The 18,251-nt window shown below is 71.7% G+C and carries 15 protein-coding genes, 1 tRNA gene and 1 riboswitch; of the genes, 2 read left to right on the top strand and 14 right to left on the bottom strand.

From position 1 onward, the window contains the following. Positions 1 to 90 precede the first annotated feature (90 nt). Positions 91 to 1,302, top strand: a complete 1,212-nt coding sequence (gene glpR / locus ACIQPT_RS07725; protein WP_401153634.1) for a gephyrin-like molybdotransferase receptor GlpR — start codon at positions 91 to 93, stop codon at positions 1,300 to 1,302. A gap of 104 nt (positions 1,303 to 1,406) precedes the next feature. Further along, positions 1,407 to 1,480 (top strand) — tRNA-Ala (locus ACIQPT_RS07720). Between the two features lie 549 nt (positions 1,481 to 2,029). Here ACIQPT_RS07720 and ACIQPT_RS07715 read toward each other — a convergent pair. The 14 genes from ACIQPT_RS07715 to ACIQPT_RS07650 all read right to left on the bottom strand — a co-directional run bounded on the left by ACIQPT_RS07715 (position 2,030) and on the right by ACIQPT_RS07650 (position 17,945). Beyond that, entirely contained in the window at positions 2,030 to 3,241 is a 1,212-nt protein-coding gene (locus ACIQPT_RS07715; RefSeq protein WP_401153632.1) for a glycosyltransferase, read from the bottom strand. A gap of 149 nt (positions 3,242 to 3,390) precedes the next feature. Continuing rightward, a complete protein-coding gene (locus tag ACIQPT_RS07710) occupies positions 3,391 to 4,464 on the bottom strand; it encodes a glycosyltransferase (RefSeq protein ID WP_401153630.1) in 1,074 nt (357 codons plus the stop codon). Next, positions 4,461 to 5,786, bottom strand: coding sequence for a bifunctional folylpolyglutamate synthase/dihydrofolate synthase (locus ACIQPT_RS07705; protein WP_401153628.1), 1,326 nt, complete (start codon positions 5,784 to 5,786; stop codon positions 4,461 to 4,463). Before ACIQPT_RS07705 ends, ACIQPT_RS07710 begins: the two co-directional genes overlap by 4 nt. Then, on the bottom strand, positions 5,783 to 7,582 hold the full coding sequence (locus ACIQPT_RS07700) for an AMP-binding protein (RefSeq protein WP_401153627.1): 1,800 nt from the start codon (positions 7,580 to 7,582) through the stop codon (positions 5,783 to 5,785). Before ACIQPT_RS07700 ends, ACIQPT_RS07705 begins: the two co-directional genes overlap by 4 nt. A 4-nt stretch (positions 7,583 to 7,586) precedes the next feature. Continuing rightward, positions 7,587 to 8,408: a phytanoyl-CoA dioxygenase family protein gene (locus tag ACIQPT_RS07695; protein WP_401153625.1), complete on the bottom strand. Its 822-nt coding sequence runs from the start codon at positions 8,406 to 8,408 to the stop codon at positions 7,587 to 7,589. Between the two features lie 43 nt (positions 8,409 to 8,451). Then, positions 8,452 to 9,624, bottom strand: a complete 1,173-nt coding sequence (locus ACIQPT_RS07690) for an acyl-CoA dehydrogenase family protein (RefSeq protein ID WP_401153623.1) — start codon at positions 9,622 to 9,624, stop codon at positions 8,452 to 8,454. A 52-nt stretch (positions 9,625 to 9,676) separates the two neighbouring features. After that, complete coding sequence (locus tag ACIQPT_RS07685) at positions 9,677 to 10,462, bottom strand: SDR family NAD(P)-dependent oxidoreductase (protein WP_401153622.1); 786 nt, start codon at positions 10,460 to 10,462, stop codon at positions 9,677 to 9,679. 14 nt (positions 10,463 to 10,476) lie between these two features. Then, positions 10,477 to 11,016: a GTP cyclohydrolase I FolE gene (gene folE / locus ACIQPT_RS07680; protein ID WP_401154176.1), complete on the bottom strand. Its 540-nt coding sequence runs from the start codon at positions 11,014 to 11,016 to the stop codon at positions 10,477 to 10,479. A 130-nt stretch (positions 11,017 to 11,146) separates the two neighbouring features. Then, a complete protein-coding gene (folP, locus tag ACIQPT_RS07675) occupies positions 11,147 to 12,052 on the bottom strand; it encodes a dihydropteroate synthase (RefSeq protein ID WP_401153620.1) in 906 nt (301 codons plus the stop codon). A 27-nt stretch (positions 12,053 to 12,079) separates the two neighbouring features. Continuing rightward, positions 12,080 to 12,415 carry a 4a-hydroxytetrahydrobiopterin dehydratase gene (locus tag ACIQPT_RS07670; RefSeq protein WP_401153618.1) on the bottom strand — a complete coding sequence of 112 codons (336 nt, stop codon included), beginning with the start codon at positions 12,413 to 12,415 and terminating at the stop codon, positions 12,080 to 12,082. Positions 12,416 to 12,714: 299 nt separating this feature from the next. Further along, complete coding sequence (locus ACIQPT_RS07665; protein ID WP_401153616.1) at positions 12,715 to 13,872, bottom strand: phosphoribosylaminoimidazolecarboxamide formyltransferase; 1,158 nt, start codon at positions 13,870 to 13,872, stop codon at positions 12,715 to 12,717. 31 nt (positions 13,873 to 13,903) lie between these two features. Continuing rightward, positions 13,904 to 13,989, bottom strand: a riboswitch (ZMP/ZTP riboswitch). Between the two features lie 61 nt (positions 13,990 to 14,050). Next, complete coding sequence (locus tag ACIQPT_RS07660; RefSeq protein WP_401153614.1) at positions 14,051 to 15,565, bottom strand: phosphopantetheine-binding protein; 1,515 nt, start codon at positions 15,563 to 15,565, stop codon at positions 14,051 to 14,053. Beyond that, positions 15,562 to 17,034, bottom strand: a complete 1,473-nt coding sequence (locus tag ACIQPT_RS07655; RefSeq protein WP_401153613.1) for a class I adenylate-forming enzyme family protein — start codon at positions 17,032 to 17,034, stop codon at positions 15,562 to 15,564. The genes ACIQPT_RS07660 and ACIQPT_RS07655 overlap by 4 nt, the downstream gene beginning before the upstream one ends. Beyond that, positions 17,031 to 17,945, bottom strand: a complete 915-nt coding sequence (locus ACIQPT_RS07650) for a transglutaminase domain-containing protein (protein ID WP_401153612.1) — start codon at positions 17,943 to 17,945, stop codon at positions 17,031 to 17,033. The genes ACIQPT_RS07655 and ACIQPT_RS07650 overlap by 4 nt, the downstream gene beginning before the upstream one ends. Positions 17,946 to 18,251 lie beyond the last annotated feature (306 nt).

Raw genomic sequence — 18,251 nt, 5'->3', positions numbered from 1 at the left:
CACAAAAAAAGTCCGTGATATCAGCCGGATCGTGCGACACACCGGGCCAATTGGCGGATCCTTCCGCGCAAACCCCTCTACGGTGTGAGCGTGAGCAGCAGCGGCCTCATCTACGCAGTCATCGTCGGGGCCTGGGCCGCCTACTTGGTGCCGATGTGGCTCCGCAGGCAGGACGAGCTCAACGAGGCCCGTCCGACGGAACGCTTCAGCACCGCCATCCGGCTGCTGTCCGGACGGGCGGCGATGGAGCGCCGGTACGCCAAGGAGCTGCGGGAGCGCACCGCCGAGGAGGCGGCGCCCGACGTCGACCCGGACCGGGAAACGGACCGTATGGAATCCGTGGACGTCCGGGCCTTTGCCGCGCCTCCGGCGCACACGGAAGCCAGACTGAGCGACCCGGCGCACGCGCCCGAGCGCACCCCGGGCCACCAGGCCTCCGACCGCCCGGCGCACGACCGCCCGGCGCGGCACCAGCCGCCGGACCGTCAGCCGCACGAACGCCGGTCCGGGGAGCGCCCCGCGGAACACGCGCCCCCCGCCCAGCGACGCCCCCGCTCCGGCGCGGCCGACGCCGAGCGGGCCCGGCGCGCCCAGCGCTCCCAGGTCCTGGCGCGGCGCAGGCGGACCACCGTCGTCCTCTTCCTGGCCTTCACCCTCGGCGCGGTCGTCGCGGCGGTCGGCGGCCTCGGATTCCTGTGGGCGCCCGCGGCTCCGGCCGTGCTGCTGAGCACGTACATCGTGCATCTGCGCGCCCAGGAACGCCGACGGTTCGCCTTCACGATGGACCGCCGCCGGGCCGAGGTCGCGGCGCAGCGGCTCCGCGAGAACCGCCCTCGCAGGCACCAGCCCGCGGCCCCCGCCCCCGCCGAGCCCGACGACGACTCCGAAGCCCACCACGCGGAGCCGGAGCCCACGCCCACGGTCTCCCCCCAGGAGGCCGGCCGACGCGCCCTCGTCGAGCAGACGGACCACGCGGAGTGGGTGGACCAGCAGCGCGAACGCGGCCGCGTCCAGGGCGACAGCTGGGAGCCCGTCCCCGTACCGCTGCCGACCTACGTCACCGCACCCGTCGCCCCCCGGGCCACGGGCGGCGTGGAGGTCGGCGACCCGGAGACCTGGAGCGCGGCCCGCTCCAGCACGGCCGAGCCCACCCAGACCGGCACGTCGCACCCGACGACCCCCGCGGTCGACCCGGCCCCGCGCCAGCGCACGAACCAGTCCCGCCGCAACCGCGACCGGGGCCGGACCCCGCTCTTCGATCAGTACGACGACGAGGACCGGCCGCGTGCGGCCAATGAGTGAGGCGGCGGGGGTGCCGGAACCCCGGGAAACCCGACACCGCTGACCAGCGGAGGAACGGATTTCCAAGCACCCCTGTGGGGGTGCTAGAGTTTCACACGTCGCAAGGGCCTGTGGCGCAGTCTGGTAGCGCACCTCGTTCGCATCGAGGGGGTCTGGGGTTCAAATCCCCACAGGTCCACAACCGACAGTTCTTGAGTAGCTCTCAAGAAACGTCACGAGATCCCGTTCCGCCGGAAGGCGGGGCGGGATCTCGGCGTTTGTGAGGTGCGTTCGAGGTGATGTCCGAACGCGGACGGGGCTTTGGGCGGTTGCCTGGCGGAGGATCGGTCTCGGGGTGCGGGGTGGTTCGGGCGCGTGAGGGGCGTTGCAGGTTGGCGCCGCAGACCATCAGGGCGAGGGGGATGGTCTGCGCGACGCGGCCGTGGGCGAGCCGCTTGCGGGGGTCGGCGATGTTGATGCCGTGGCTCTTGAGCCTCCCGTCCGCCCCTTCGATGGTGGCCCGGTCGGGCCGGTCGGGTGCCTTCGGCCGGCGGCGACGAGGAGGAATGCCGAGCGAGCCTCCGAAGTACTTCCTGAACTCCGTACGAGCCGGCGAAGTACGTACCGGCCGCGTCATCAGCAGCGAGGACCGGGAGGTCCTCGTCGAACTGGACGGGTTCTCCGGCCTCGGTAAAGCGGTGGGGTGTAATGCGGAGACGGCGGAGCGGCCGCTGAAGGTCCGAAGGATTCAGCGGACGGGGACGATGCCCACCGAGGGGCCGTCCGGTGCGCCGTAGCCGTCCTCGCCTGTCCAGCTTCCGACCGGGATATGGGCGTTGAACGGTTCGCCGTCCGATGACCGCATGGCGGGGCGGCGGTGGGCCAGGTGGACCATGACGTCGTCGAACTGCGTGATCGAGCCGGCGGCGGCCATCCGCACGATCATGTCCTCGTCCTCGCCGCCCCAGCCCGCGTACCGCTCGTCCAGTCCGCCGATCCGGTGGAACAGCGTGGACCGGATCCACACACAGCCCCCGGGGGCGTGACGCAGCACCAGGCCGCGTGCCGCGGTCAGCGGAGGCTCGGACGCGCCCGCGAAGCACCGCTCGTCGATCAAGCGGTTGCTCGACTCCTCATCCATGGACAGGGCCTCGGTGTGCGTGAGGTGGCCGTCGTGCCCGGGGTCGAGGAAGCGGTGCACGTTGCGCTCGAGGAACTGCCGGTCCACCAGGAGGTCCGCGTCGAGGAGGCAGATCAGGGGCGCTTCCCCGGGGGTGCGGCGGACGCCGACGTTGAGCGTCCAGGACTTGTTGAAACGGCCGTCCCCCGGGATGTGGACGTAGTGGTCGACCAGTGGTTCCACGACATGCCGCCAGCGTGGTTCGGTGTCGGACTCCACGACGGTGACGCGGTAGGCCGTGTCGGACAGCGACTGGTCCCGGAGCGCCCGCAAACACGCCACGAGATTGCGGATGCGCCCCGTGTCGCCGGTGTCCCGCAGCGGGATGATCACGAAGACCGTGGCGGGGCCGCCGGCCCTGACCGGCGGGGCCGCGGGCGCGGCGAGCAGGTCGGCGAGTTGGACCCGGCCGACTCCGGAGCGGTGGCCGGCGCCGCGGTGGTAGTCGATGTAGATGTTGTCGTCGGCGTGGCCGAGCGTGGGCTCCACGCGCGGGCCCTGCTCCGGGTGGGCGTCCAGCAGGGCTTCGAGTTCGTTCTCCAGCCGGCGCTCGGCCGCGGTGTCGCCCGGTTCGTCCACGAGCCGGGCGAGGGCCAGCCGGGCGGCGGGGTGGGGCGCCACGAGGTTCGTCAGCTCCGCCATGACTCCTCGGTAGTAGGGCTCGCTGTGCAGCCAGTAGTCGGCTGCCACCTCGCGCACGGTCGGTTCGTGGGCGAGGACCGCGTATCTCGTCAGCCGCCGGGCGATGGTGTGGCCGCCCGTGTCCGCGCTGCGGTACACCGATGGGCGGGCGAAGGGTGACGGTCCTGTTCGGGTCATTCGGATGTCGACCGGGTTCGTGCTGCGCAGTACGCACATGGGTGTGCAGGTGCAGGGCCGCAGTTGCATGGCTCTCCTCGGCTGGTTCAGGAACGTGGCGGGGTGACGGCTCAGCCTCCGCCGACCGGCTGTGCGACCAGTGGCGGCGTCGACGCCCGGCCGTACGGCGGCGCGGACCGCTTCTTCGCGAGAGCGTCGAAGACCGACGCGTAGGCGGTGTACTCCACGCGTGGCCCATGGGCTGCCAGCGCGCACTTCGCGGCCTCCCGGCCGAGCTCGGCGCGGAGTCGGGGGTCGTCGATCAGTCGCTGGACGTGGTCGCGGAACTCTTCAGGCCGGTCGAAGACCAGTCCGGTCTCCCCGTGACGGACGAGGCAGGTGTTGCCGGGGATGTCGCGCACCACGACGGGGCAGTGCAGACGCATCGCCTCCAGCACCGCGTTCGGGCTGCACTCGCTGAGCGAGGTGTTGAGCACCGCGGTCGACTCGCGCATCGCCGCGTGCAGCAGTCCGCGCGGCAGCGGCCCGACGTAGCGGACCCCGGGGCCGGCCGAGCACCGGCGGCGGACGATCCCCTCGAATTCGGCGTCGTAGCTCAGCCCCGCGATGATCAGGTGGATCCTCGGGTCGGCCTCGTGCCACCGGCGTACGCAGTCGACGAGCATCAGCGGATCCTTCACGGGGCGCAGCCCCGACGGGAGCAGCAGCAGCTCGGATTCGGGCGGCAGCCCCAGCCACCGCCTCATCGAGAAGTCGCGCTCGGGCCGGGTCTCCACCCCCTGCGGGATGTGGTGGAGCCTCTCCCGCACGTGTGGCCACAGCTTCAGACAGCGCCGTACGAAGTCGGCGTTGAACGCGACCAGGGCGGCGGCGCGGTCGACGGTGTGGGTCATGGTCGCCAGCGCCTCGGGGTCGAGAGCGTACTCGTTGAGGTCCGTTCCGCCGAAGACGATGACGTACGGCAGTCCGGTGGCGCTGAACGACGCCGCGCAGATCAGGGCGTGCGTGCCGATCAGCATGTCGATGTCGTGGCTGTGCGCCAGCGCGGCCAGGGCCTCGGGATCACCCGGATCGGGAGCGAGCAGCACCGAGTGGCCGGCCTTGCGGAGGTGGCCGGCGATCCTGAGGATCGTGGTGGCGCTGCCGCTGCCGGCGGGGCTGTGGAGAACGGCAAGCAGCTTCATCGGTCCCCGAGCCGGTTCCGTATCTCGCTGACGAGGTTGAACGACCCGGTGACGCAGATCAGATCGGTTTCCTCGGCGAGCGACAGGGCCAGGTGGTAGGCGTCCCACGGCATCGGAACTTGATGTACCGGCAGCTCCGGGCGCAGCCGGCCGAGCATGCCGGCGATCTCGTGGGTGGGGCAGCCGGTGATCGCACCGAATTCGGTGGTGGCCCGGTAGGTGGTGGCGATCACGAGATCGAAGGCGTCGGCCGCGACTTCCAGCGAGCGCTCGCTGTCATGCCCGGGGGACAGTGCGATCACCCCTATCCGGCGGCGGTAGCCGTGGTAGATCTCGTCGAGGGCCTGGGTCAGGGCCGCCAGTTTGGGTGGGCAGTGGGCCCCGTCGAGCACGGTCCTGGGCGTGCTCCGGACGGTTTCCAGCCGGCCGGGGATGGTCACGGCGGCCAGCGCGCTCGTCCAGTCCGGTTCGGCGACCGGGAGCCCATGGCCGCTCAGGGCCTCGACCGCCGTCACCGCGAGGGCGGCGTTGCGGACCTGATGGCGGCCCTGGGTCCGCAGCCGCAGGTCACGCCGGCGGCCGCGGGTGTCGGACAGCTGCCATGAGGTGCCGTCGGCGTCGATGGACGCGACGTCCGCGGTGAAGTCCCGGTCGAGTTCGAGCAGCCGGGAGCCGGTCACGGCGGCGCGGGCCCGGATCACCTCGGCCAGGTCGGGCTGGGTGACACCGCTGACCGCGGTCACGCCGGGCTTGATGATGCCGGCCTTGTGACCGGCGACCGTGCGCAGGCTTCCGCCGAGCATGTCGACGTGGTCGTCGCCGACATTGGTCACCACCGTGATCAGCGGTTCGACCACATTGGTCGCGTCGGTGGCGCCTCCCATGCCCACCTCGACCACCGCCACGTCGACCTCGGCGTCGGCGAAATACCGCAGGGCGAGGGCCGAGACGGACTCGAACCAGGTGGGGCCGATGCCGTCGATCAGCCGGCCGAGGCTCCGGGCGCGGTCCATCAGCTCGTCCGCGCCGATCGCCGTGCCGTCGACGAGGAAGCGTTCGGTCAGGCTCCGCAGGTGGGGCTTCGTGTAGAGCCCGACCCGGTGTCCTCCGGCACCCAGCATGTCGGCGATCATCCGGGCGGTGGAGCCCTTGCCGGCGGTGCCGCCGACATGGACGACCGGGAGGCCGCGGTGCGGATCGCCGAGCACCGCCATCAGGCGGTGGACCCTCTCCAGCTCGAACACCTCGTCCCAGTGCCGGGGCCGGGACGAGGCCAGCACCGCGTCGTAGAGGTCCTGGGGGCTGACCGTATCGGGGTTCATGAGCGCATTTCTCCCCGCGGCGACGGGAGCGGTGTCGCGCTCCCGGTGGTGAGTTCGGCCATGAGCCGGAGGAACTCGGTCAGGGTCGGGTGGGTGTAGAGGGCGTCGGCGGGCAACTCGACGCCGAACTCCTCCTCGACACGGGTCATCAGCGTCATCGCGTCGAGGGAGGTGCCGCCGAGGTCGAAGAAGGTCGCACCGGGATTCAGGACGTCCGTGGTGTGCTGTGCCCACTGCGCGCGGACGAAGGCCGCCGGATCGGTCCGGTCGGCCTGCCCCGGTGTCGGTGTCGGCGTCGGCTCGGAAGGGTCGGGGTGCGGTTGGTGCAGGAGGTGCCGGGCCACCTTGCCGGTGACTCCACGCGGCAGCTCCGGTACGAACCGGACCACGGAAGGGACCTTGTGCCTGGCCAGGCGGGCGGCGGCGAACCGTCGGAGCTCGGCGGCGGCCATCGTCCGGCGGGTGACGACGAGGGCCGTGACCCGGTCGCCCGCCGCACCGTCCGGCTCGCCGTGGACAGCGGTCTCCGCCACCGCGGGATGCTCGGCGAGCACGGCTTCGATCTCGCCCGGCGACACCCGCATCCCTCCGACGTTCAGTACGTCGTCGGCCCGGCCGTCGATGTGGAGGAGCCCGGCCCCATCGGCCGACCCCAGGTCCCCGGCCCACAGCCAGCCCTCGCGGTCGAGGTCCCGGACGTCGTCGGGGGACACCCAGAGCCTGCGCGGCGGGGCGCCGGCGTAGCGCAGCCAGACCCTGCCGGGGGAACCCGGCGGCAGTTCGGTGAAGTTCTCGTCGCGGACGGAGATCAGGGTCCGGCCGACCGGAGCGCCGACGGCGTCGGGCTGTTCGGGGTCGAAGACCATGGCCGCGCCGGCGGGCAGGATCTCGGTGGCGCCGTACATGCGGACCACCTCCGCCCGGGGGAAGAGCCGTTGGACGGCGGTGAGCAGGGCAGGGGTGGCGGCCGCGGTCGACACGGTCACCACGCGTACGCTCCCGAGGTCGCGCTCGGCGGTGTCCGACTCCAGGAGTGCGGAGGCGGACGCGGGTACCAGCCCGACCCGGTCGGGGCGGTGCCGCTCGATCGCGTCCAGCAAGCGGCGTGGACCCGCGTCGGCCAAGGAGATGTAGGTGCTCCCGCCGCCGGTGTAGGCGCCGTTGAGGATGCGCTGGCCACCGGCGGTTCCGATGACCGTGGAGTGCAACGACCGCTCCGGCGTCGCGGGGACGACGAGACCGGAATCCGCGTCGACGGCGAGCGGGGCGAGCAGGTTGGCCTCCGAGCACGCGATGATCTTGGACTGTCCGGTGGTACCGGAGGTGCACACGAGTTCGGAGATCCCGGGCGTCGGGGCGTCCGCCGGCGCGGGGCCGCCGGGCGCCGGGACCGTATGCGGATCCAGCCGGACCACGCCCGCGGGAAGGCCCGCCGGCGGCTCGGCGGAGACCACGTGCGAAGGCCTTACCGCCGCCGTGAGCTGGGCGACCTCGGCCGGGGTGAAGCGGGCGGACACCGGGAGGACGGTGACTCCCGCTCTGAGTGCCGCGGCGTGCCAGCAGGCGAACAGCACCCACTCCTCCTGGGGGAACACCAGAACGATCCTGCCGCCCGGGCGTGCGCCCCGCTCGGCCAGATACCGCGCGAGCGCCGCCGACCGGGCGTCCCAGTCGGCATAGGTCAGGGAGGGGCCGTCCACCGACTCGAACACCACATGCTCGGGGGTCTCCGCGGCGGCTCGCCGCAGCAGTGCCACCCGGGTGATCGCGGTCGGGTGGGTCGCGTAACCGGTCATGCCGTCATCTCACCTGGCGCAGGGTCAGCCGGGCGTCCGCACCGGGCGTCACGGGGGCGATGTCACGGGACACCAGGAAGTCCGGCCGGGCGGGGGCGGCGGGCGCGTTGGTCACGGCGTTGTAGGTGATGAGGAGCAGGGCCCTGCGGTCGGGGGAGAGATTGTCGGTCGAGGAGTGAACGATGCTGGGATGAAAGGCGTGCACGGTGCCGGCCGGGCCGACGAGCAGTTCGGTGCCGAGCTCGGCGGACAGCCGGGCGGCCCGGTCGGGCGAGACGGTGTACGCGAGGTCCGAGGAGACGTGGTCCCGCCAGTCTCCGGTGCGGGTGTCCGACGCCGGGAGATCGAGGAGTCCCAGCCGATGGGAGCCGGGGATCACGGTCAGCGGCCCGTTGCCCTCGTGCGCGTGGTCCAGGGCGATGGCTATGTTCACCGCGTCCGGGCGGGGCATGCCGTCCTCCTCCTGCCAGAACGCGTAGTCCTGGTGCCAGGGCCAGGCGGCCCCCTCGTACGGCTGCTTGAAGTTGACCTTGAACTGGTAGGTGTAGACCGGGCCTCCCAGCAGGGACATGGCGAGGCCGACCAGCTCCGGCAGGCCGACCAGCGCGGCGCACAGGTCGTCCCACGCATGACATCCGTGGATGGCTCGGGTGGCCCCGCCCTCCTTCTCCTGTACGACCTCGGGGCGCCGCTGCTCGCCGAGCGCGGTGATACGGCTGCGGAGTGCCGATACGGAGCGGTGGTCGAGGGAGAAGTCCGCCGCGTACCAGCCGGTCTCGTGGTAGCGGGCGGCGGCGTCCAGGGTGGTGCCGGGTGCTTGTGACATCAGAGCTGCCTCCGGAGCGGTGTGGGAATGGGCGGGCTCGACGTCACAGGAAGGTGCTCTGCGGGTCGAGCCCCAGGGCGACCCGCCCCTGGAGTTCCAGCGCGGTGTCCGGGTTGAGCGCCGCGTGCAGGCAGAGTGCCTGGATGTCACGCCGCAGTCGCTGGATGGGAACCTCGGAACGGATGGACGACGCGCCGGCGGCGGAGCTGACGATCTCGACGGCTTCTCGGCACAGCCGGGCGACGTGGGCGGCGGACGACCTCGCGGTCGAGCGCTCGGGGATCGAGTGGAGTACGTGGGACGCGCCCAGGCGTTCGGTGCGTCCGGCCAGGTCGTCGGCGAGCAGGTCCGCCAGCCGGAGTTTGAGGTCGACCTCACCGAGCTGCCGGTGGGTGATCGGGGCGAGACTCTGGTCCGGGTAGGGGCTGAAGGTGATCTGCCTGCCGGGGGCCCGCTCGACGAGAAACTCGAAGGCGGCCCGGGCGATGCCCAGCGGCGTTCCTGCGTTGAGCGTCGAGAACAGCGGGAAGACCTCGTAGCGGGGCAGGTCGGGGGCGGCCTCCGGGGCGCCGCCCGGCAGCGCGGCGCCGGTCGGGAAGGGCAGCACTCGCTCGGCCGGAATATTCAGGTCCGCGCAGGCGACGGTATTGCTGCCGGTGCCCTGGAGGCCGCTGGCGTACCAGTCGTCGTGGATGTGGAGTTCGGCCGTGGGCACCAGCACCAGGACCTGTTCGCGGCCGCCGTCCGCGGTCTGCCGGAACGCCCCCAGAATGTCCCAGCGGGACTCCAGGACACCGGTGTTGAACCCCCATCGGCCGTTCAGCCGAAGGCCGCCCGGCCCGTCCGTGAGTACGCCGGTGGGGCTGAGGCTGACCGATATCGGCGTCGCGGGAACGGCGAACACCTCGGCCGCCACCCGGTCCGGGAACAGACCGGCCAGCCAGCAGCCGGTGAGGTAGATGGAGGCGGTCCAGGAGGTGGAGCCACAGCCGCGGGCCAGCTCGGCCAGTGCCCGCACCTGAGTCGGCAGGCCGGCCTGCTTGCCGCCGTGACGCTTGGCCACGGCGAGTTCGAACAGCCCCGCGTCCCCGAGCGCCTCCACCACCTCGGGAACCAGTCTGCGGCGGCGCTCGGTCTCGGCGGCGTGGGCCCGCAGGGTGGGCACCAGAGCGGCCAGCGGCTCGATCTCGGCATGGTTCGCGCCCGATACGTACATGAGTTCTCCTAGAGCGTGGGTTCCGGCTCCGGACGGCGGGACAACGGGCCGCTCACCTGGAAGGGGGCTCGAAGCGTCCGTCGGCGACCGTCCACCCGCCGTCGACGGCGAGCACCGCGCCGGTGACGAAGCTGGACGCGTCCGACGCGAGGTAGACCACGGCGCCCGCGATCTCCTCCGCGCGGCCCCACCGGTTGAGCACGCTCTTCTCGGCGTACGCCCGGTACCAGTCGGGCTCCGCCATGATCTGTGCGGTGAGCGGGGTCTCCACGATGCCGGGGGCGATCGCGTTGACCCGTACGCCGCTCGTTCCGAACTCGGTCGCCGCCGCCCGGAGCAGTTGCGTCACGCCTGCCTTGCTCGCCGAGTAGACGCCCTGGCCGGGTTCGAGGGCCACCGCCCGCATGGAGGAGAAGCCGATGATGCTGCCCCGGCCCCGGCGGGCCATCGGCCCGCCGAACGCCCGGATCACGTCGAAGGCGCCCCGGAGGTTCAGCGTGACCACGCGGTCGAACTCCTCGGGCGAGTAGTCGAGCAGCCGCTTGCGGACATGGGTGCCCGCGGTGAGCACCAGGACGTCGACCTCACCGAGGTCGTTCGCCACCCGCTCCAGCGCGGAGCGGTCCAGGACGTCCATCTCCAGAACGGTGGTCTTCGGACCGGCCAGCTCGGCCGTCCGGGCGGCCCCGGCCAGGTCGATGTCGGCGCAGACGACTTCGGCCCCCTGGGCCGCCAGCGCCTTGGCGGCCTCCCGGCCGAGGCCGCTGCCGGCGCCCAGGACGACCGCCCGGCGGCCGTCCAGCCGGAACATCGTCGTGTAGTCCAATGCGGTTGTCATGTTCGAAGCGCCCCTCAGGACTGGGTGAGTGCCAGGAACTCCTGGCGCGATCGGGCGTCGCTGCGCAGGGTGCCCAGCAAGGTGGATGTCACCGTGTCGGATCCCCCGGCCCGGACGCCGCGCAGGCTCATGCAGGTGTGCTCCGCCTCGATGACCACGCCGACGCCCCGGGGGCTGAGCTGGGTGTCGAGCCAGTCGGCGATCTGCTTGGTGAGGCGCTCCTGGACCTGGGGCCGGTAGGCGAAGTGCTCGACCACGCGCGCCAGTTTGGACAGGCCGAGGATGCGGTCCTTCGGCAGATACCCGACGTGGGCGACCCCGACGAAGGGCAGGAGGTGGTGCTCGCACACCGAGCGCAGCGGGATGCGCCGGGCCAGGACGAGCTCGTCGTAGCCCTCGTCGTTGGGGAAGGTGGTCAGGTCGAACGGCCGGGGGGAGAAGAGCTCCGCGTAGGCCTTGGCCATCCGGCGCGGAGTGTCGCGCAGGCTCTCCGATTCGGTCGGCACACCGAGGGCCTGGAGGAACAGTCCCGCGGCCTGTTCGGCCGCCGCCATGTCGACGGTGTTCTCGTGCGCTACGTACAGATGGCATGCGGCGGCGGGGTCGGCCACCCCACCGGCAGGTGCGGCAACAGGCATGGGTTCCTCCGGGAGTCGGGGCCCGAGGGCCCGGGTTTCGCCGTGCTCAGCCGACGGGAACGGTCTGCGGGGTGCGCAGCAGGCGGTCGCACATGACCGAGGCCTGCTTGTTCAGCGGGACGTTGTGGATGCGCAGCATGTCGACACCCGCCGCGATGCCGAGGGCGGTGGTGGCGATCGTGGCCCCGTCCCGCTCGGCGGGGGCGCCGCCGACGACCTCGCCGATGAAGTTCTTCCGGGAGTGCGACAGGAGCGCCGGGGCGTCGAGGTCACGCATGCGTTCGAGGTTCTGGAAGAGCACCAGATTCTGTGCGGGCGCCTTGCCCATGCCGAGTCCGAAGTCGGCGATCAGCCGGTCGCGGGGGATGCCCTGGTCCTGCGCGTAGGCCAACTGGTCGCGCAGGTCGGCCATGACCTCGGCGACGACGTCCTGGTAGCCGGCGTCCAGCCAGTAGCCGCCGTTGGGGCCGGTGACGGAGACGGACTTGCGGTTGTGGGTCAGGACGAGGGGGACCCGGCGTTCGGCGACCACCCGGGCGAGGTCGGCGTTCCAGCGTCCGTCGGTGGTGCGCAGTCCCCAGCAGCTGTTGATCATGTGGGCGCCGGCGTCGAGAGCGGCCTCGGCGACCTTGGCCTGACACGTGTCGACGGAGATGGGAACCGGCAGCTCCTGGCTGATCGCCCGCACGATCGGGGCGACCCGCTCGCGCTCCTCCTCCCACGGCACCGGTGCCGCGCCGGGGAAGGTCGGCACGCCGCCGATGTCGACCACGTCGGCTCCGTCGGCCAGCGCACGCGAGGCGATCCTGACCGCCCGGTCGGCTCCGGCCGAGGTGGCGTAGACGCCGTCGCCGCTGAACGAGTCGGGGGTGGCGTTGATGATGGCCAGGAGGTAGGTGCGGCTCCCCCAGTGGATGTCCAGTGGACCGACGGTGGTGATTGCGGTGGGCACGGTGCGTTCCTCCTTCACGGGCGGCTGTCAGCCGGCCGGACTCAGCGCGGTCTCGATGGACTTGGCCAGGGCGGCATCGGCCTGGGTCACGGTGGAGAGGGTGTGGGTGTTGCAGCGGAGGACGAGGGACAGGACGGCGGGCAGTTTCACCGCCGGGTCGTCCGCCGCGGTGCGCACGGGCGGCCGCCAGCGGATCTCGATGTCGGGGTGGTGGTTCGCCGCTTCGGCGACCCGCTCGACGCGGCTGACCGCTTCCAGAAGCTCGGGGAAGCTGGGCGGCTCGAAGGTGCGTACCAGGGCATTGTCGACAAACTGCCAGTTGGCAGGCACGTCGAAGGGCAGGGAGGAAGAAGGGTTCGTCACAGGTCATTCCAGGTGTGGGCGCGCTGTCGGGCAGCAGTGGGTTCACATGGTCAGCCGCACCGGGCGACTCGCCGGGGGCAGAAACACGGTGTGCCGTATCGGCGGGGGCGAGTGCCATGTCTTCGGGCGGCCTGGTTCACGCATCGCCCTGAGGTGGTGGTTTCAAGCTAGCCAGGCCGGGAGTATTTGTCTAGACCAAATGTGATCTCTGGTCGTCTCAACCCCCTTGACCTGCAAGGGAGTTGAAAAGCGGGGCGCCGCCATGTGAGACGGACGGCGCCCGGGACGGACCGGCGGGCTCAGTGGTGGAAGAGTCGCAGCCCGGTGCGGGCCAGGGCGATGCCGTGCTCCCGGCAGGCCTCCTCGACATCGCCCGAGCGGATCGACCCGCCCGGCTCCGCGATGCTGGTGACACCGTGACGACGGGCGTGGTCGACGTTGTCCCTGAACGGCAGCGAGCCGTCCGAGACGAAGGAGACCCGGCTGAGCCGGGTGAGCCACTCCGTGCGCTCGTCGGCGCCGAGTTCACCGGGATCGCCGATGACCGCCGCACGGAAGCGCGCGCGCTCGTCCGGTGTCAGATCGCCCTCGATGAAGCGGATCTGCCAGTTGACGCGATCCTGCCGGCGGACTCCCGGCCGGAATTCGAGGCTCCGCACACGCGGATGACGGCGCAGCCACCAGGTGTCGACCTTGGCGCCGGCCAGCCTGGTGCAGTCCACCCGCGACTGCTGTCCGGCGCCGATGCCGAGAGTCATGCCGTCCCGCAGGTAGCAGACGGAGTTGGACTGGGTGTGGCGGAGCACGGCCAGGCCCAGCAGCAGGTCGCTCTCCGCCTCCTTCGGCAGGGTGCCGACCTGTACGTCCGACAGGAGGTCCGGGGTCAGGGCGACGCGGTCACGCTCCTGGGTGAGCCGCATCCCGAAGACGTCCCGGGACTCCTGGTCCGGGGGCTCGAAGCCCGCGTCCGCCTCCATGACGAGGAAGCGGCCGTTCTTCTTCTTCGCGAGGATCTCCCGTACGCCGGGGGCGTAGCCGGGTGCGACGATCCCGTCGGAGACGACCCGGGCCAGCAGCTCGGCCAGCTCCACATCGACCTCGTGGGACACGGCGACGAAGTCGCCGTAGGACGACTTCGGGTCGGCGTCCCGTGCGCGCAGATAGGCGCTGGTGAGTTCCCCGACCGAGGCCGGGTCCACGTCGTGGAGCCGGGCGGTCACCTCGTCGACCTCGCCCGCCAGTGCGGCGCCGGCCGGAGAGACATGCTTGAACGAGGCGGCGGCCGGCCGCTCCAGGGTGCGAGCGGCCTCGTCGACCAGTTGCCAGGAGTTCAGGGCGTCCAGCAGATTGATGTACGAGGGCTGCCCCTGCAACAGCCGGATCGGCGGGCGTTGCGGGTTCACCGGAACGGCGTGTGCGGCCGACTGTTGGGGGTTGATTCCATAGCGCATGTCCACAGTGAGTCTCCTGGATCGGCAGAACAACTGCGGGAGGCGCCCAGGCGGTCGACGTCAGCTCCTCGGAATGTGCCGCTCCCCGGTGGTTCTCCACCCTCGCCAGTCGCGGTCGATCGAGTCTATCGGCGGCGGCGGCTCCGTTGGACAACGAGCGCCGGGGCCGGTCGACTTGGGATACTCACCCGGACCCCCCGTCCACCGCTGCGGCCTCGACGAACGCCCACACGTCCGCCGGGGTGGCGAAGGTGTCATGGGTGATCAGCTCGTCCGGCAGCATCCGGGCGAACACTTCCTCCAGCACCACCAGCAGTTGGACGGTGGCCATCGAGTCCAGGCCGAGTTCGGCGAGCCTGGTGTCCGGGAGGAGCGCTTCCGAGGGTTCCAGCAGCGGCAGGCTCTGCCGGAGCGCGTTCTCGAATGCGGGTGGCCAGGAGGCTGTCATGGTGGAGGTTCCTTTCCCTGGGGTGGCGGGGGTGCGACGGAGCTGGAGCGAGCTGGCGCTGACCAACCGCCCCTGATGAACGGCGATTTCGACCGGCGTCGGCCGGCTCAGGAAGCCGAGCAGCCCGGTGGTGAGCCCGTAGGCGCCGACGTTGGGGACCGCCAGCAGATCCCCGGGCTCGGGCAGCGGCAGCACCGCATCGTGGGCCAGCACATCGCTCGGCGTGCACAGGGGTCCGACGAGGGTCAGCCTCTCGGTCGCGCCGGGCGGGCGCCCGGCCGGCGAACCGTCCGGGTCCACCGGTGCGGCCGCGACCGGTGGGAGCCGCCGCAGACCGGAGAGACCGCCGAAATGATGAACCCCGGTATCCAGGACGACGTACGTGCGGCCCTTGCTGCGCTTCGTGTCCGTCACCCGGGTGAGCAACTGCCCGCATGCCCCGGTGAGATACCGGCCGGACTCGAAGGCCAGCTCCACCGGGGTGCTCGCCCCGGTGGGCAGCAGCCGGGCCACGGCGGCTTCCATGCGCTCACGGAAACGCGGGTAAGGGGGCCTGGCGCCGGGAACGGCGTACGGGTGGGCGAAGCCACCGCCCAGATCCAGGGTCTCCACCGGAAGCCCGTGCCGGAGCGCCACCTCGATGATCGCGGCCAGACTCGCCTCGGTCTCCCCGAACAGGGCCTCTTCGTCGACGGCGTTCGTCATGGCGAACGCGTGGAATCCCGCCAGGTCCACCCCCGGCACCTCGACCGCCTCGGGCGCCCAGTCGGCGGCGGTCTCCAGCGGCAGGCCGAACTGCGAGGGCACCCCCGTCATCCGCAGTCCGCCGCCCCCGCCGTGCGTGCCGTTGACCCGGAGCAGGCAGCGCGCCCGTCGGCCGTGGGCCAGTGCCACGGAACCGAGGCGGCGCAGGTCCTGGAGCGACTCCGCCGAGAAGGTGCCGACCCCGGAACGGACCGCGAGCCCGATCTCCCCGGCCGTCTTGCCCGGGCCGGTGTAGAGGATCTCCGCGGGGTCGAACCCCGACTCCAGGGCCGCGGTCAGCTCCCCGGTGGAGCTGACCTCGCCCCGGCATCCCGCGGCCGCGAGCGTACGGGCGATGTCCGGATGGGGATTGGCCTTCAGCGAGTAGAAGAGGGCCGCCCCCTCGGGCAGGATCGCGCGCAGTTCCTGGTGGGCGGCCTCGACCTCGTCGAGGTCGTAGACGTAGAGGGGCGTGCCGTACGTGTCGGCCAGCTCACTGTGGTTCATCGGTGCCCTCCGGCGAGTTCGGCCAGCCGGCCGCGGTCGGTCTTGCCGTGGGCCGTGACGGGCAGCTCGGGCAGGATGCTGACCATCGGCGGCACCTTGTACTGCTCCAGGCGGTCGTTCAGATCGCGCAGGAACTCCGCTCGGGTACGGCCGGTCACCAGGAAGAGGCAGGCGGGCCGGTCGCCCGACGGCGGCAGCACGGCCGCCTCGGTGACGCCGGGAACGGCCAGGGCGGCACACTCCACCTCGATCGCGCCCACGCGGAAGCCGTTCTGTTTGTAGATGTCGTCGGTGCGGCCCCGCACGTAGAGGAAGCCTTCGCGGTCCATCCAGCCGAAGTCGCCGGTGCGCAGCTCGGCCGTCCCGTCCGGCCGGCGGGCGAAGCGGGCCGCCGTCAGCTCTTCGGACAGCCAGTAGCCCGCCATGAGATGCGGACCGCGCACGATGATCTCGCCCTCGTCGCCGGGGCGTACCTCGGCGCCTTCGGGGTCCACGACCAGGACCTGGGTTCCCGACAGCGGGCGTCCCACCGAGCCGGGCCGGTGGGCGCGCTCCTCCGGGGTGAGCACCGAGACCCGTTTGCATTCGGTCAGCCCGTACATCAGGGCGAGCCGGGTGCCCGGAAGGGCGCCCAGCAGGGCGTCCGTGAGCGGTTCGGAGAAGGCCGCGCCGGTACTCGTCACCAGGCGCAGCCCGGGAGGCGGGGCGCCCGCGCGATCGATGAGCCGGACGAGTGCGGCCGCCATGGTGGGCACCAGCGGCAGTACGGTGGCCGCGCTGCCGGTGAGCGCGGCCAGCAGGCGCGGGCCGCTGTCCACGGCGGACGGCAGGACGAGTCGGGCACCCGCGAAGGTCGACAGCAGCAACTGGTAGAGGCCGTAGTCGAAGGAGAACGGCAGCGGGCAGAACACCGTGTCGTCGGCGCGGTAGCCCAGCCGCTCGGCGATGGCCCGCACGGCGAACAGCATCGGGGCGTGCGGCGAGACCACGGCCTTGGGTGCGCCGGTACTGCCGGAGGTGTAGATCAGCGCGGCCGGCCGGGCGGGGTCGGCCCCGGGTTCGGGGAGTCGCGGTCCGGGGACCGGGCCGACGGGCATGGTCAGCGGCAGGACCGGTACCCCGGAGTCCTGGTGGAGGTCCGACAGCGCGGGGTCGACGAGGGCGAGCGCGGGAGTGCAGTCCTGGACGATGTGCGCGAGCTGGGCCGGACGGATGCCGGGGTGCATCGGGACGCCTACGAGACCGGCCCGGGAGCAGCCGTAGACAGCGGCGGCCAGGGCGCCGGAGCCCGCACCGTGGAGCAGGACCCGGTCCCCTTCCTTCGCGCCGCGGCGGACCAGCAGCGAGGCCACGGCCTCGGCGGCCAGCCGCAGTTCCCGGTAGGTGTACCGGCCGTCGGCCGCCTCGACGGCGGGCGCGTCGGGCGTCAGGCCCGCCTGGTGGCCGAGCAGGTCGTGCAGGTGTCTCACGAGGGTTCCTCCCTGGTCCGTAGCGAGACGCCGCAGGCACGGCCCGCATGGGTGACCATGTCGCGGGGCGCCCCGGCGAGTCGGTGAAAGAGGCCGTTCGGCGCCAGGGTCACCGGCCAGTCCCCGGCCTTCGGCACGCCCCAGGCTGACAGGGCCCTGGGCAGCAGCGGGTCGGCCGGCAGCCACGCGCCGTCCACCTCGAACTCGGCCCAGGTGTGAGCGGTGGAGAAGGGGACGGCGATGATCAGCCCGGCTGCGAAGCGGGCGTTCAGGCCGTGGCGCAGGCCTTCGTCGACCAGCGCCCGGGCCATCAGTGTGCAGTCGGCCATGCCGGTGCGTCGCAGGAAGCCGGAGTCACGGGTGGTCTCCCTGGGCAGCCGGTAGTAGTCGACGTGGTGAAAGTCGCGGAGCAGATCGCGGACGACGGTGGGGAGTTCACGCGGGCGGCCGCCCGGTGGGGTCCTGAGCGTTCCCAGCCGAACGGATTCGGGCCGGTCGGCGCGGCAAACGGAACGCGGCCCGTCGTCGAGTGCCACTCCGTAGGCGCAGGGGCCGTCGTGCCCGGGGTCGGGGCAGGCCGCGGTGACCTCGACGCGGTGCGCCGACGGAGCGTGGGCCGTGCGCAGCCGGTGCAGGGCACGGAGCCAGAACGTCATCATGCTCCGCCGCGCGGACGGCAGCCGCAGGTAGAGCGATGCCGAGGCGACATCGTTCTCGTCGAGGAGCGGGCCGTCGGCCGCGGCATGAAACGGAATTCCCGCGTCGATGAGCTCGCGGGCGATCTCGATAGTTATTCCATGGGTCTTCTCCAGCGCTTCGATGGGCAGGGAGAAAACCCGGTGAGAATTCGGGATCCGGAGCAATGAAGCGATGATCCGCTCCGGGGGGAGGCCTTCGTCCGGGATGGTCAAGCTGGCCCTCCTGGGTGCCGTGGCCGGTCGGGCCGACCGGCTGGCGAAGTCGGCTGCCGTCGCACCGGAGGGGCTGGATGTCGGCGGTCGGCAACTGGCAGCGGAGCTTAGAGCAGGGCTGTTCGTTGCTGCAACTAGCCTTATTCCAGGGCAAAGTGACTCACCGGGTGCTCGCGGGGCGGTGGGCGGTGGGGATCTTGATTTGGTCTAGACAATCTCAGTTGGGTGCTGCTAGCGTCCGTCACCGGATAGCCGCCGATGATCAACAGCCTCACTGGGCATTTCATCGGCCCGCACCGCAGGCGA

The sequence above is a fragment of the Streptomyces sp. NPDC091289 genome (assembly GCF_044757365.1).
In the GTDB taxonomy this organism is placed as follows: Bacteria; Actinomycetota; Actinomycetes; order Streptomycetales; family Streptomycetaceae; genus Streptomyces.
The sequence above is the reverse complement of the archived record's forward strand: the minus strand, read 5'-3'. Positions and strand labels throughout refer to the sequence as shown.